Genomic DNA, 14,888 nt, shown 5'->3' with positions numbered 1-14,888 from the left:
CAGCAGTGTAATACGATCCATTGCCATAATCCTTCTTATCGCAATGGATGCCTTTTTTCACTAAACTGACAAACATGAAAACGCGTCAGTCCTGGCCTGCCTCGCACCCGGCCTCCACCGAACCGCTGGCGTTTCCGGATGCCGACCAGCTTGCGGCGCTGCGCGGCTGGTATGCCGGCCTGTCTTCGCGGGCCGCCGTGGACCGCTACCTGTCTCACGCACGCGCGCCGGGCGCATCGGCGCGCGGCATCATCGGCGCGATCCGCCGTCAGCTTGTCAACCTTGCCGTTGAACGCCAGCGCGCCGATCTTGCTGATCTGCTGCAACATCCTGTTGGTGACCGGCTCGCCCGGGCAGGCGCGGTCGCACACGCGATCGAAATCCTGCGTGCGTTGCCGATGCCACAACCGCAGATCGCCGATGACATCGGCCTGTGGCTGACGCCGCGCGCGGCGCGCGTGCTGCGTGCGCATGGCATCGCGACCCTCGCGGACCTGACCGTGCGGGTGCCGCGTCGACGCCGCTGGTGGAGCACGGTGCGCGGACTTGGCCAGACCAGTGCCCGGCAGATCGAGGCATTCTTTGCCGCCCATCCGCAACTGACGGAACGCGCTCACGCGCTGGTTGCCGTGACCACGTCGGGCGTCGTCGTCCCATGGGAGCAGTTGAGGGTGCCGCACGAGGTGGATGGTTCGCACGGCAGCTTCCGGGCGCCCAGGCGGGCCTGCGCGCTTGACGCGAACAACGACTATGACGCGGTTCACGCGTGGCTCGCGTTGCACGAAACTCCTGCCACGCAGCGTGCCTACCGCAAGGAGGCTGAACGCCTGATTCTCTGGGCCATCGTCGAACGTGGACGGGCGCTGTCCTCGCTCACAACAGAGGATGCGATCGCGTATCGGAGCTTTCTGCGGCATCCCGGTCCGCGCGAGCGGTGGGTCGGGCCGCCGCGGCCGCGCAGCGCCCCAGACTGGCGCCCGTTCTCTGGAAACCTGTCGGGCCGCTCGACCGCCTACGCACTCTCCGTGCTGGGCGCCCTGTTTCGCTGGCTGATCGAGCAACGCTACGTGCTTACCAATCCGTTTGCCGGTATCAAGGTGCGTGGCAAAACGCGTGTCGCGCCACTTGACACGGCGCGCGGCTTCACGGAAGGCGAATGGGGGCTGCTTCGCACGATCGCCAACGGACTGGAATGGTCCTACGGCTGGGAAGCACCCGCCGCGCAGCGGCTGCGCTTCCTGCTCGACTTTTCCTACGCAACCGGTCTGCGTGCGAGCGAACTTGTCGGCGCGAGGCTTGGCGACATCCGGATAGATGAACGCGGTGCCCACTGGCTCAATCTCGTGGGCAAGGGAGGCAAGCCCGGCAAGGTGGCTTTGCCGCCACTCGCGCGCGTTGCACTCGAACAGTACCTCGTCCAGAGGCATCTGCCAGTGACACCGCGGCGCTGGGATCCGAAAGCCCCGCTACTGGCGAGTTTTGATGGGGAAGGAGCAACGGGCATCACCCGTTCCCGTCTGTGGTTCGTGATGCGCGGTTTTTTCCGCCTGGCCGCCGATGTCATCGGCACCGATTATCCCGTACTAGCTGAAAAGTTGCATCGCGCCAGCCCCCACTGGACGCGCCATACCCACGCCACCCATGCGCTTGCTCGCGGCGCGGAGCTGACGACCGTGCGGGACAACCTGCGCCACGCCTCTATCGCAACGACCTCGATCTACCTGCTAAGCGACGAGGCTAAACGCTCCCGCCAGATGGACGAAGCGTTCGCCGCGCCGTAGCCCACGCCCTTTCCGACAGGGCGTCGCCGGCTAAACGTGCTTTATTTTCCGTTTTCTCAAGCGACCCCCTTTCGAAATCTTACGTAGAATGCCGAATGCCTCGGGCTCGGCTCGGCAATTTTTACCGGAGAGGGCTTTATCAATGAAAAAAAAAGTAGCTGTGGTTTTCGGTACTCGTCCCGAGGCGATCAAAATGGCGCCATTGGTACGCGCCCTCAGTGAATCCTCGCAACTCGAACCCGTCGTTATCGCAACGGCGCAGCACCGAGAAATGCTTGATCAGGTTCTGCAAATATTTGCAATCAAGCCTGACTACGACTTGGATCTGATGCGCCCCAACCAGACACTGCCGGGTCTCACCTCTCGCTTGATCACATCGCTCGATGAAGTCGTAAAGAAGATCGCGCCGAGTGCGATGCTTGTTCAGGGGGACACGACCAGCGTTCTTGCGGCATCCCTGGTCTCCTTCTACAACAACATTCCCGTCGGTCACGTCGAGGCGGGCCTCAGAACCAACGACATGCGCAATCCGTTTCCTGAGGAAATGAATCGCGTTGTCACCGGCCGCCTGGCCCACTGGCATTTCGCACCCACCCAGTCATCAGCACAGAACCTTCTGGATGAGCGAGTGCCGGCTGATGCCGTGTTTATGACGGGCAATACCGTGATCGATGCGCTGTTCGAAGCGCGCCAACATGCAGACAAGGTGCAGCGGCAAGTGGCCGATGGCCGCCAGATGATTCTGGTCACCACACATCGCCGCGAAAATTTCGGCGAGCCGCTCAAGCGTATTTGTGCTGCCATCCTTGAATTACTGGAACGCAATCCGGCACTCGATGTGCTGTTCCCGGTGCATCCCAACCCGAATGTGTCATCCGTCGTGCGCGATATGCTTGGCAACCATCCACGAGTCGATCTGTGCGCACCGCTCGACTATCTGTCGTTCATTGCTGCCATGGAAGCAGCACATATCATCCTGAGCGATTCGGGTGGCGTGCAGGAAGAGGCGCCCGCGCTCGGCAAGCCCGTATTCGTGCTACGCGAGGAAACCGAGCGTCCCGAGGCAGTGTCCTTCGGCGTGGCGGATCTGGTCGGCACCGATACCGCACGTATCGTCGAGAAAGTTCAGCGCCTTCTGACTGATCCGGCCGCTTACAGAGAGATGGCACGAGGCGCATCTCCTTATGGCGATGGTCTAGCCGCGCGACGCATCGTTGGGATACTTGAGGATGCACTGACCGGAGACGGTTCCGTTCCAGCCGGCTCCTCGACGTTCGCATCAAGCGGTCAGCCAGCATGAACGCGCGCGTGGATGGGGACAGCAGCCGCGGCGTCGCGTCGCACGGCCGACGTTTGATTTATTTTTCATCCATACCTTATGCCAGCTATGCGCAGCGTCCGCACTTCATGGTCGCTGAGTTCGCGAACAGCGGGTTCGACTCAGTGCTATGGATCGATCCCTATCCCACGCGTCTGCCGACAATCGCAGACTTGAAGCGGGTTCGCCCCGGGAAGGCGGCGATGGTGCACGCCGGCGATGCGCGCGTCCGGGTCTTGCGGCCCGCCGCTCTGCCCATCGAACCGCTTCCGATGAGCGCCTTCGTCAATCATGTCGTTGCGTGGCGAACGGTGCGTGCCCAGTTGCTGGAATTCGCGCGCGGAACTGATCATTGTGTGCTCGCCATTGGCCGGCCCAGCAAGCTCGCAGAATGGGCGCTGAAACGAGTTCCGCATGAACGCTCGTTCGTCGACGTCCTCGACAACTTTCCGGCGTTTTACCGCGGACTATCGCGAATCTCGATGAAAGCCCGCCTGCGCGCCGTCTGTCAAAACGTCACGGATGTGTATTGTTCCTCGTCGCAGCTCGCGTCGGACGTGAGCAGGATGAGGCGCGATGCGATCATCGTGCTTAACGGCTATCCAACGAGCCGCCTCCCCGAGCTGTCGAACGCGGGCCCACGGCGATACGTCGGCTACATCGGTACAATTGCGGAGTGGTTTGACTGGCCCCTGGTACACTCGCTGGCGCTCGCGCTGCCCGACGTGACGATCCGACTGATCGGACCTGAGTTCGTCGCCCGCCCCGCAAATCTGCCTGCCAATATCGAGTTGCTTGGCGAGTTGCCGCAAGACGAGATGGCGAATATGGTCCGCGAGTTTGCCGTTGGGCTAATTCCCTTCCGGATCACAGACCTGACGTCCGGTGTCGACCCGATCAAGTTCTATGAATATCGGAGCATGGGCGTACCGGTCTGGTCGACTGCCTTTGGTGAAATGAAATCTCGCGAGCATACGGAAGGCGTGACGCACATTTCGCGGGAATCCGACTGGCCGCGCTTGTGGGAACAGGCCCGGGCAACCACCGTCAACCCGGAGGCAATTGCGTCATTCCGTGCCGAAGTAGACTGGAACAGGCGCTTTGAGCCTATCCTGATCCGTTCGCGGATGGTAGCCATCGCACCGGCCACGCGACACGCGCACGATAAGGCTGTCGCTCCTTCACTTCAATCCACGCCGGACCGCCCAATCCTACCGAATCAATGAGCCAAATCAGCTTTATCAAGAACGGCGCTGAATTCAAGCATCGCGCGGCCCTCAGCAGAGTACTGCTTGACCTGTTCACTCATCGCCAGCTACTGCTCCAGCTCGTGCGCCGCGATATTGCGGGCCGCTACCGCGGTTCCCTGTTCGGCACGGTCTGGGCATTTTTGAACCCCCTCCTGATGCTGTCCCTGTACACCGTGGTGTTCGGGATATTCCTGCATGCGCGATGGTCCGGCGCGGCGAACAGCCTCCAGTTTTCCGTCGTGCTGTTTGCCGGTCTCATCGTATTCAATTTTTTTTCCGAGTGCCTCAACCGCGCACCCATGCTCATTGGCGGCCATGTGAACTATGTCAAGAAAGTGGCCTTTCCGCTGGAGCTGCTTCCATGGATGACTGTTGGAACCTCACTCTTTCATGCGGGCATCAGCCTCGTAGTCTGGACGGTTTTTTCCGCGTTCGTTTATGGCACGGTTCACTGGACGCTCATCTTCGTACCGTTGATCTTCGTGCCCCTGATCTTCATGGCGGTCGGCGTCAGCTGGATCATCAGTTCGCTCGGCGTGTATGTGCGCGATATCGGTCAGGTCATCGGTGTATTGACCTCCGTCATCATGTTCCTGTGCCCGATTTTTTACGCAATCGAGTCGCTACCCAAGCCGTTTCAGGCGTTGCTGCTCATCAACCCTCTAACGCTCATCATTCAGCAAGCCCGTAGAGTCATGATTGACGGCGCCATGCCAGACTTCGGAACGCTTGCAATGTACACAGCGGCAAGCATGGCTTTCGCATGGCTGTCGCTGGCCTGGTTCCAACGCGCACGGGATGGATTTGCCGATGTACTCTGAGTCAAATACGACACATACCGGCAGCGTGGTCAATGACGATGTGGCAATTCGAATTGAGGGTCTATCGAAGCGTTACGCTGTTTACCACACACCGTTGGAACGTTTGAAGCATGTGATCGCGCCGCGCCGACAAAAAGGATTCAGCGAGTTCTGGGCACTCACCGATATCGATCTGACGATCCGGCGCGGCGAGACCTGTGCGATTGTCGGCCGCAACGGTTCAGGCAAATCGACGCTCCTGCAGATTCTGTGTGGCACCCTTCGCGGGACGTCGGGCCGCATTGAGGTGAACGGGCGGGTCGCAGCGCTTCTGGAATTGGGCGCCGGGTTCAACGGCGACTTCACTGGGCGCGAGAACGTCTATATGAACGGCGCCGTGCTGGGTCTTTCACGCGCTGAGATCGATGAGCGTTTTCCAGAGATCGAGGCGTTCGCGGAAATCGGCGACTTCATCGACCAGCCCGTGAAAACCTACTCCAGCGGCATGTATGTGCGCCTCGCGTTCGCCGTCGCGATTCACGTCGATCCGCAGATCCTGATTGTCGACGAGGCCCTCGCGGTCGGCGACTCGCGCTTCCAGGCCAAGTGTCTGAACCGCATCAAGAAGATGCAGGCAAAAGGCGTCACGATCCTGTTCGTGTCGCACGACGTGGGGGCGGTTCGAACGCTGTGCGAACGCGCTCTCTGGCTGGATAAGGGTGAGGTCCGGATGCTGGGCGACGCGTTTTCCGTGACGGCCCAGTACAACCAGTATCTGTTCGAGGTCGAAGAAAGCGACGACGTCAATGACACGGCGCCCGCACAGGAAAGCCCGGTCGCGGTAAGCGAGAAGCCATCCCTGCAACCGGAGCAGGACGCCACCACGAACGACGCCCTGGAATTGATGGCGATGCATCACCCGATCAATCATTGGGGTAGTCACATCGGATCGATCCTAGAAGCGGGTATCTACAACGCCCGTGGCGAACGCGCGTCAACCTTCATGGCCCGCGAGGATATCGAAGTGAGGGTCAGGGTCCGTCCGCCGGCGAATGCAGACCGAACGACCCTGAGTGTCGCTTTCTCGCTGAAGGATTTGCGAGGTACGGATCTGATCGTGTCGACCACCTGGGATCAAAAGGCGATCGACTTCGCGCAGGCGGCCGACGTTGCCTTTGTGCGATTCCGATTGAAAAACAGACTCAATAGCGGCAACTACCTCCTGGCCGTCGCACTAGAAGATCGGACCAGCGTCATGCCCCAGTACTACGAGTACATCGAAGGTGCTCACTACTTCACGTCGCTCGTCGAGGAAAAGCTGTATGGGACGTTCCTACTGGATGTGGAGCAGGTCATCGATTCCGCGCAAGCGGCACCGCTAGCAAAACGGACATTCGCATGAGCCACCAAGAAAATATGAATAGCAATCCCTACTGGGACCGACGCTTCGTGACAGACTGGGAAGCGAACGGAGGCAGAGAGCAGAGCCGCTTCTTCGCACGCGTCGCGATCGAGGCGATGCCCGAATGGCTCGTGCATGCGGTGCGCTGGAATAATCTGACCGTCTGCGACTGGGGCTGCGCGCAGGGTGACGGTACGGAAATGCTTGCGCAGATGCTGTCATGGGACATTACCGGCATCGATTTCTCCAGCCCCGCCATCGAGAGCGCGCAACAGCAATACAACAGCATCAAGTTCTCTCACGAAAACCTGCTCGACGCGCCGAACCGCCCGGCTTTCGACGTTCTTTTTTCGTCGAACACGCTTGAACATTTCGCGGACCCATGGAATGTCTTTAACAAAATCGCGGACTACGCGTCCAAGTTCATCGTGTTGCTGCTTCCGTACCGCGAGTTCGAGCGGCATGCCGAGCACGAGGTGACGTTCGACGCGATCAACATTCCGGTCTCGCCCAATGCCGCCTGGTCGCTCGTGCACCGTTCAGTCGTCAATACGCGGTTCAGGGATCCGAGCTACTGGCCGGGCGACCAGATTCTGCTGGTGTACGCGCGTACCACGCAGCTCGCCACTCAACGCTTCACGCTCGCGGACGCCAGCTTATACGACGCGGATCATTCCGATGAGACTGCGGCGTTGCGACAGCAGCTTGCACTGGCAGAAGCGCGCCATGCCAGCGAGCTCGAAGCAGCGCGCGAGGAATGCCGGCTGGCACAGTCGCATGCAGAATCGATGCAAGCTCGGCTCGACGACGAAAAGTCTCGTGCGGATACTGCGACAGCGCAGTTAGCTGCTTCAGAAGCGCACCATGCCAGCGAGCTCAAAGCAGCGCGCGAGGAATGCCGGCTGGCACAGTCGCACGCAGAATCGATGCAAGCTCGGCTCGACGACGAAAAGTCTCGTGCGGATACTTCGACGGCGCAGTTAACTGCTTCAGAAGCGCGCGTGGTCATGTCCGAGGCCAAAACAGCTGCGCTACTGGTCGAGCTCGACGAAGAGCTTGGCAAGGTACGACAACTCACTAAACAAAACGCGATGCTGGTTGCAGCCGCCCATCAGGATAGCGAACGCGTTCATTTCCTTCAGTACCGCGAGCAGGCACTGATGACCGAGGTCAAGACCTTGCTTGCGACCAAGAGCTGGCGGATGACTGCCCCGCTGCGAGCGATTCGTGGCACCCCTGACTGGATGAAAGGCCGCCTTCGGGATGTGAACTACGCCTACGTGCATGGCGGCGTCCGCAGCGTCGCTTACCGGTCGCTGACGTATATCCCCAAGCATCTGAAGCGGCGGGCGGTTCTCCCGTTAAGCACGACATCGTTCCCTGACGGAATCGCAAGCGCACCCGCCAACGCGGTCGTGGTTGCGCATGCACCACGGGTGCAACGTGCCCTGGCAGACGTGTTCGTATTCAGCATTATCGACTGGCATTTCAGAATTCAGCGGCCGCAGCACCTTGCGCGTGAATTCGCGCGGGCGGGTCACCGCGTGTACTTTTTCTCCAATCACTTCGAAGACTCGAAGGAGCCTGGCTTCTCGGTCGAGCATCTGGACGACACTCTGCCGCTGTATCAGGTCAAGCTGAAGGTCAGCGGTGCGCCGGCGATTTATTTTGCAGCGCCGACGGCTAAAGCCACCACGCAGATCCTGGCTGGGATCAAGCTCTTCCGTCAATGGAGCGGCACTGATCGCTCGTATTCGCTTGTGCAGCACGGCTACTGGTATCCGATCGCTACGCAAATGCAGTCTGAATGTGTGACGTACGACTGCATGGACCATCACGAAGGATTCGGCAATGTACCGCAGGAGCTGCTCGACCTCGAAGAGCGGATGATGAGGCGCGCCGATCTGCTGGTCGCGACCTCGTCGTGGCTCGAGGATCACGCCCGCAAATACAATCAGCATGTCAAGGTGATCCGGAACGCGGGGCAATACGCCGATTTCTGCAATGCGCCATCCGAACGCTATATTGACCCGCGTGGCCGTCAGATAATCGGCTATTACGGTGCCATTGCAGAATGGTTCGATGCCGATCTCGTCGCGCGCGTCGCGCAGGCCTTTCCCGACGCACTGGTGCTGCTGGTCGGAGCCGACACCGCCGGTGCGGGCGCACGCCTAAGCGCGTTCGCGAACGTCGAAATGACCGGCGAAGTGCCTTACGCGCGGCTGCCTTACTACCTGTACGCGTTCGACATTTGCATGTTGCCCTTCAGGGTCATTCCGCTAACGCTCGCGACCAATCCAGTCAAGGTCTATGAGTATCTGGGGGCTGGGCGTTCCGTCGTCTCGATCGATTTGCCGGAAATGGCACAATTTGGCGAACGCGTCAGGCTGGCCGACACCCACGAAGGCTTTGTCGAAAAGTTGCGTGAGGCGATGACGGTGCTGCCCGATAGCACCGAAGTGATCGATCGCCGCAAGGCTTTCGCTGCGGGACAGACCTGGGCGCACCGCGTTCAAACATTCCGGCAGGCAATCGAAGCGTTACCTCGTCCGAAAGTCAGCGCGATCGTGTTGACCTACAACAATCTCGCGTTGACGAAGGACTGCCTCGACAGTCTGGAGACGTACAGCGACGATGTCGATCTGGAGATCGTCGTTGTCGACAACGCGTCGAGCGATGGTTCGCCTGCGTATCTGTCGTCGTGGGCTGCATCTCGCCCGAACGTCAAGTTGGTTCTCAATAGCGACAATCGCGGCTTCGCGGCCGGCAACAACCAGGGCCTCGCGGCAGCGAGCGGTGACTATCTGGTCATTCTGAACAACGATACGGTCGTCACGCGTGGCTGGGCCCGGCGCATGGTCAATCACTTCCGGAATGCGCCTGAAATCGGTATCCTGGGACCGCTGACCAACAACATTGGCAACGAGGCGCGGGTCGACACGCGCTATACCACGCTGGACGCAATGCACCACGAGGCTGAGGAAATCACCCAGTCGAATCTGGGCAGGTGGTTCGAGCTCAATACGGTCGCCTTCTTCTGCGCAATGTTGCCGCGTTCCACCTATGAACGCTGCGGTCCAATCTGCGAAGACTACGGCGTCGGTTTCTTTGAAGACGATGACTATTGCCGGTGCGTCCAGGCAGCGGGCCTTGTCGTCGCGTGCGCCGAAGATGTGTTCGTGCACCACCATTTGTCCGCTTCATTTAATAAGCTCGGCCAGGAAAGGAAGCGGATGTTGTTCGAGACCAATCGGGCTATCTACGAAGCGAAATGGGGATCGTGGACGCCTCATCGCTATCGCGTGCGCATCGATGATGCGCAGACGGCACAATCGCTTGTTTAAGGAACGTCACGCCCCTGTGACCGCTTCGGCAAGCGTTGCCGACCACACGCGAATCCGCTCGACTACCGGCGTGCGCGTACAGCGATGTCGTGTTTGGCTTGTTCCGCTTGCGGGCTGTCTGTCTGTCATTTTCCGAAGACGACTGAACGGAATGTCAGAAGTCGATTGCACCGGCTGTTCTGGCGGCTGCCCAAATGGATGGTGGGGGAAAAATCGCGGTTGTCTTAACCGATGCTCAGTATCGAGTCCTTGCGTGTGCCATGAAAAAAGCCCGCCGAGGCGAGCTGATGCCATATTGGATAGACCCTATCAAAGCCGGACTACTGAGTTCGGCGCACACAGGCCAGACCACTCAAACGTTGAGCTTTTGCGGGGGCGGCTGGTGAGCCTTTTCAGGAGCCTCAACCGATGACTACTTCTCACAAAGGCGCTCATGGCACCGTCAATCTGTTGGTCGACAGCGATGCTCTGACTGAGTGCGTGCGTCGCACCGTGCGGCTCGAAGCCGCGCCCGACGGCAGGAGCGTGCTGCTCATCGACGTGGATTCGCGCAAGCCAGGCATCCATCGTGAGGTACGCTATGAGATCACGCCAGCAGAGTTGATCGCTGCGATCCGTGCACACGGCGCTGAGTTGCGCGGAGAAAGTCACGCAAATGATGCTACCGTTTGCGACAGTCGGTAGACGGCCAACAACCGCCATTCACGGGCACGCCATCGTTGGGTAGCGCCGGAGGTGGATGCTCGAAAAGCCCTTCCAAAGGGCACGTGCTTGGCGGCGGAATAATATAACGAGAGCGACAAGTGGACGTTCCAGCACAACGGGGAAGCCGGCGGGTCGACCCTCTTCGGCTTATCGAGCAGAAGAACGAACTGATCCCCATCGCCGATATCGACGCGATCCCAAGAGGGCTGCGAGGAATCTATGTGTTATATCGGACAGCGGACTCGGGCAACCCTCGGAAGCCGTATAGGCACGTGGTCTATGTCGGCATGTCGGCCACTGGCATCAAGGGGCGCTTGCGTGCTCACCGTCGGCGCAAGAGCGATTACTGGGATTGTTGTTCAGTATTCGTTGTATGGCCCAACGTCCGCGCGGAGGAAATTCGCGAACTTGAAGGTATTCTTCGGCATATCTATCGCTTCGATCCGAACGCTCAACAGCTCAACGCGCAGGGTTCTTACAAGAAGTTGGCCCGGACACCCAAAGTCACGCTATCCGAGGCCTTCCGGCGCCAACCAGAGTACAGCGAACGCGACGATGTAGATGCCGAATAGAAAAGTCGTAGCCTCAGAGATTGAGGATCGGCCGCTTCTCGTCGCCATGCTGACCTGCTGTCAGTGAGTTGCAGATAATGTGAGCACGCGGCGATGGAATGCAAGCCCGCACGGCCGAATGCAAGCACGGTTGCAGATAATCCGAGCACGCGCGCTCCGTCAGTTGCAGTTATTGCGAGCAGGAAATCGCGTCGATTGCAAGCAAGGCCGGATTCAAACGCAAGTCGTTACACTTATCCGCAAGCTGTGCACCTACACCGCGCCGAATCCGACACGGCGCGCGATCTTCGAGTTCGACAAGCTCATCCGCAGCATCTACACGTTGCGCTACCTGCGCGATCCGCAACTGGAACGGAACGTACATCGCTCACAGAACCGTAGTCAGACGCGACCCATGTTTACTTCGCGAACGCCCTTGATATCGCGCAGCGCGATCGCGGCGCGGTTCAGCTCGTCGCGTAGCTGCTCGGCGTGCTTCATGCCCGGCAGACGCCACACCGGGTTATTCGAATCGCTCGTCATCACGACCACCCCGCCGATACCGAACAGGCGTTGCCACCACGGATGAACTGACGTGACATCCTGTATCCGGAACAGCTCGATGCTCGACACACGGCGGTTCAGGATGCCCTGCCGGCACGTGATGCGCTCGGTATCGATGATGATCTCGGTAAAGGCCGTTTGCAGGTACACCAGCAGCACGCTAAGACCGACAAGCAGCAGCGCGATCGCCGGCGCGAACCACGGCACCGGCCAGCGGTTCAGCGCGAACACGTAGCCAGCGACAATCAGTGCGGCCACAACGAGCCACTTGATGAATGCCGGCAGGTTCACGACCTGTGACGGCGTCCCGCTGAAGATGACTTGCCGTGCGATCTCCGCCCGGGCAACGATGCCATACCGCGCCATGATTTGTTTCCTCCTTATCGGTCGATGTCAGGCCCACGCTCCGGAGCATCCGGACCGTCTGGTACCTCAGGGTCCTCGCGATCGTCATTGCCGGGTCCGGCGTCGGCCCCGCCCGGTTCTGGTTCTGGCGCGCGCAGTATATCGCGCAGCCGTTCACGCTCATGAGCGTCACGCTCGCGATCGGTATCGCGCTGCGCCGCCCGACGCTCAGCCGCCTCGGCATCGAGCTCCGCTCGCCGGATCTGCCGGATACGCTCGAGCTCGGGATCGGCAAACTCGACGTGCATCCGGGTTTCGGCTGCCACGCGCGCGGCGGCCGCCTGAAATGCCTCCGGACCGGTGAGCGTCAGCGACGAGCCAAACTTTTGCTGTGCGAACCGCAGCGCGATCTCCAGCGCGTCACGCTCCTGATCCCACAGGCGCAGCGTTCGCCCCTCGTCGACGAACAGCGCGGCGCCATCCTTGCGGTAATCCACGTTACCGTTGACGAGCACTTCATAAGTGATCGACGGTCCACGATAGATGAGTTCGTTCGGCTCGCCGGCATCTGCCGGTCGGAACGCCACCGTGCGTGTCTCGTCTGCCGTCCTCGCGAGTTCCGACCGCAGCCGTTGCATGCGCCGCAGCTCGCGCAACGCGCGTTCGTCGCCCGCCTGCGCGCGCTCCTGCAGGAAGTCGCGATACTGGTCCGTCAACGACCGCCGGGCGGCGCCCTTCAACGCGTCGCGCTCGCGGGCGACCTGCTCCCGCAACGCCGCCTCGGCTTCAAGCCGTCCAACGCGTGCAGCAGAGAGCGCGTCCTTGCGTTGCGCCGGCGATAGATCTGTCCGGTCGGCAATCGCGCTGCGTTTCCCGTAGAACGCTGACTTGATGGCCGTCCGTCGCTCCGTCTCGTGCCGGCCCTGCGTGGTCCATTCGCTGCGCAATGCATCGCGGTACGCCGCGCGCCACGCCTGAAACTCCGCCCACAGATCGCGCTCCGGTGTGCGCCGCGGAGCATGCGCCGGATCCCGTCCGGTTTGCGCGCGATAGGTATCGCGCAGCAGCTGCGCCGCGTCGGTCCACGACAGATTCATTTCCTTCGTCAGGAAGTCCGAGACATTGAGATTGCGCGAGCCTGCCTTGATCCGGTCGGCACCGTCGCGGCCCTTGCCGACCTGGTATTTCTCGACGATCAGACCGTGCGAGTGCGCAAGGGCTGCGAGCAGCCGGCTCGCATCGAGCGTCGCGCGGATTTCCGCAAACTCGGCCCGCTCGCGGTCCGCCCGAACGGATCTCGTTTCGTCCAGATCACGCGCGAACTGGTCGAGCACCGTATCGGCTTCGCGTCCGGTCGATGCTCTCGCGCGGGCATTGAACGACTGCCCCGCAGACCTGCCAGCATCTGGCCAGTTGCGCGGCGCCTCCATCGTTCCGGGCGGTTGTCCATAGGTATCGGACAGCCCGTCGCCAGCGTCGAATGGATACAGTGGCCGCTCAAACGCGTCGATGCCTGGCAATGTGATCCGGTCACGACCCGCCGCCAACGTCACGGACCCGAACGGCATCGACGCGATCGCGTCGAACGACTGGATATCCGAAATACTTCGAGGCGACCGGTCCTGTTTGAACTCTCGCGGCATCCTGCCACCGCCGAGCGCCCGATTCATTCCGAAGGTCTTGCGCTCGAACTTCTCCGCGCTGGTCGCTACAAGTCTCGCCCTCTCAGCCGGATCAGCCTGCTGATACGCCGTGTACATCCGCGCCGCGATGGATCTCCAGCTCGGCGCATCGCGCTCCCCTGTCAGTCCTCCTTCTCGCTCGCGATCGCCAGACCATCGCAATGCGTCAACTCGTTCGGCTTGCTGGTTTCCCAGCTCCAGTAATGCATCAGGCGGCAGAAGCATTTGACGTCGAGCGGCGTCGCCATCCAGACCGCTGCCGGGCACACCTCGCACACGGTCGAAGGATTGGGGCGCCGGGCCGGATCGATCGAAACGAGCGTCAAAGTCACGATCCGCTCCGGCTCGCCACCGCCTGGTGATTTCTTCGTGTTCGCGTTCGAGCGCTTCCCAGCTGGTTTGCCCCCGCTCTGACGCTCCTCCGGCTCCGGGTTCCCGCCCGTGGCCGCGAGCTCTTCCCAGCCCCCGCCAATCTCGCCAGTTTCCGGGTCCACGGCTGCTGCGTCGTTCGCTACGTTCTTCGATTCCGCGTTCATCCAGTCCTCCAGTGCGTTGATAGAAGCGCGTCTCACGGTGGGCGAGCAGGTGCCGCTGCTCGTCCGGCGATGCCTTCCGGTAGGTTTCGTAAAAGCTGCTGCCGCTGTTCAGATACTTGATTTCCCGCGCCCGCACCGCATGCCACTCGTTCAGCAGTTCAACATACGCGGCCGGCGTCTCGCGCGGCACGCCGGGTTCGATGTACTTGGCGTGGATGTCCGATGCGAGCGCGTCGCGCTTGGCGTCCGCATCGAGCTCGATAAACTCGCGCGAAAACACGTACTCTTTCAGATTGACGCCCTTTGCCGCGTCGTGCGGCTTGACGTTTTCATACTCGACTTCACGCCCGGCGTTGCGCGTGCGCGTGTCGCCGTACTCGGCCAGCAGCGCCCTGAAGTCGTCATGGCGCGTGATGTTGCGTGTGAGTATCGCCTCGAGGATCGATGCCTTCAACTCCCGGTTCGCGCCGGCGAACGCATCGCCCTTGTAGGCCCCTGACCAAGATTCGGTCGAATTGCGATCATAAGCCTTGAGGTTATAAGGGTGACGAGGTTTCCGTTGGTTTTGGAATAACGGAATCAGTCAGTAAAGGCCTGCGCAAACTGCCTC

Annotated in this window: 10 protein-coding genes and 1 pseudogene; 9 read left to right on the top strand and 2 right to left on the bottom strand. The window is 60.7% G+C overall.

Annotated features, from left to right (window positions below):
* Positions 1–74 precede the first annotated feature (74 nt).
* The 9 genes and pseudogenes from AC57B6_RS00075 to AC57B6_RS00035 all read left to right on the top strand — a co-directional run.
* Complete coding sequence (locus tag AC57B6_RS00075; RefSeq protein WP_046565383.1) at positions 75–1,781, top strand: site-specific integrase; 1,707 nt, start codon at positions 75–77, stop codon at positions 1,779–1,781.
* A 142-nt stretch (positions 1,782–1,923) separates the two neighbouring features.
* Entirely contained in the window at positions 1,924–3,081 is a 1,158-nt protein-coding gene (wecB, locus tag AC57B6_RS00070) for a non-hydrolyzing UDP-N-acetylglucosamine 2-epimerase (RefSeq protein WP_496416780.1), read from the top strand.
* A complete protein-coding gene (locus AC57B6_RS00065) occupies positions 3,078–4,325 on the top strand; it encodes a glycosyltransferase family protein (RefSeq protein WP_496416781.1) in 1,248 nt (415 codons plus the stop codon). The genes wecB and AC57B6_RS00065 overlap by 4 nt, the downstream gene beginning before the upstream one ends.
* Positions 4,322–5,170, top strand: a complete 849-nt coding sequence (locus tag AC57B6_RS00060; protein WP_496416782.1) for an ABC transporter permease — start codon at positions 4,322–4,324, stop codon at positions 5,168–5,170. The genes AC57B6_RS00065 and AC57B6_RS00060 overlap by 4 nt, the downstream gene beginning before the upstream one ends.
* Positions 5,148–6,551 (top strand): ABC transporter ATP-binding protein, encoded by a 1,404-nt coding sequence (locus tag AC57B6_RS00055; protein ID WP_496416783.1) that lies wholly within the window; start codon positions 5,148–5,150, stop codon positions 6,549–6,551. Before AC57B6_RS00060 ends, AC57B6_RS00055 begins: the two co-directional genes overlap by 23 nt.
* Positions 6,548–9,895, top strand: a complete 3,348-nt coding sequence (locus tag AC57B6_RS00050; RefSeq protein ID WP_496420502.1) for a glycosyltransferase — start codon at positions 6,548–6,550, stop codon at positions 9,893–9,895. Before AC57B6_RS00055 ends, AC57B6_RS00050 begins: the two co-directional genes overlap by 4 nt.
* A gap of 408 nt (positions 9,896–10,303) precedes the next feature.
* Positions 10,304–10,579 carry a hypothetical protein gene (locus AC57B6_RS00045; protein WP_496416784.1) on the top strand — a complete coding sequence of 92 codons (276 nt, stop codon included), beginning with the start codon at positions 10,304–10,306 and terminating at the stop codon, positions 10,577–10,579.
* A 119-nt stretch (positions 10,580–10,698) separates the two neighbouring features.
* Positions 10,699–11,172 carry a GIY-YIG nuclease family protein gene (locus tag AC57B6_RS00040; RefSeq protein WP_496416785.1) on the top strand — a complete coding sequence of 158 codons (474 nt, stop codon included), beginning with the start codon at positions 10,699–10,701 and terminating at the stop codon, positions 11,170–11,172.
* Positions 11,173–11,401: 229 nt separating this feature from the next.
* A pseudogene (locus AC57B6_RS00035) lies at positions 11,402–11,560 on the top strand (Tn3 family transposase); the annotation flags it as partial.
* Here the strand turns inward: AC57B6_RS00035 and AC57B6_RS00030 are convergent.
* Complete coding sequence (locus AC57B6_RS00030) at positions 11,554–12,081, bottom strand: PH domain-containing protein (protein ID WP_496416786.1); 528 nt, start codon at positions 12,079–12,081, stop codon at positions 11,554–11,556. The pseudogene AC57B6_RS00035 and the gene AC57B6_RS00030 sit on opposite strands and share 7 nt — an antisense overlap.
* Before the next feature lie 14 nt (positions 12,082–12,095).
* Complete coding sequence (locus tag AC57B6_RS00025) at positions 12,096–14,732, bottom strand: LPD7 domain-containing protein (RefSeq protein WP_496420501.1); 2,637 nt, start codon at positions 14,730–14,732, stop codon at positions 12,096–12,098.
* Positions 14,733–14,888 lie beyond the last annotated feature (156 nt).

This window comes from Paraburkholderia sp. BGA-UO-ETr-F12 (genome assembly GCF_059567945.1).
The sequence above is the reverse complement of the archived record's forward strand: the minus strand, read 5'-3'. Positions and strand labels throughout refer to the sequence as shown.

What these genes read in the sequence shown, in the direction of transcription:
- AC57B6_RS00075 (WP_046565383.1), top strand. Translation starts at nt 75, where the DNA reads ATGAAAACGCGTCAGTCCTGGCCTGCCTCGCACCCGGCCTCCACCGAA.
- wecB (WP_496416780.1), top strand. Translation starts at nt 1,924, where the DNA reads ATGAAAAAAAAAGTAGCTGTGGTTTTCGGTACTCGTCCCGAGGCGATC.
- AC57B6_RS00065 (WP_496416781.1), top strand. Translation starts at nt 3,078, where the DNA reads ATGAACGCGCGCGTGGATGGGGACAGCAGCCGCGGCGTCGCGTCGCAC.
- AC57B6_RS00060 (WP_496416782.1), top strand. Translation starts at nt 4,322, where the DNA reads ATGAGCCAAATCAGCTTTATCAAGAACGGCGCTGAATTCAAGCATCGC.
- AC57B6_RS00055 (WP_496416783.1), top strand. Translation starts at nt 5,148, where the DNA reads ATGGATTTGCCGATGTACTCTGAGTCAAATACGACACATACCGGCAGC.
- AC57B6_RS00050 (WP_496420502.1), top strand. Translation starts at nt 6,548, where the DNA reads ATGAGCCACCAAGAAAATATGAATAGCAATCCCTACTGGGACCGACGC.
- AC57B6_RS00045 (WP_496416784.1), top strand. Translation starts at nt 10,304, where the DNA reads ATGACTACTTCTCACAAAGGCGCTCATGGCACCGTCAATCTGTTGGTC.
- AC57B6_RS00030 (WP_496416786.1), bottom strand. Translation starts at nt 12,081, where the DNA reads ATGGCGCGGTATGGCATCGTTGCCCGGGCGGAGATCGCACGGCAAGTC.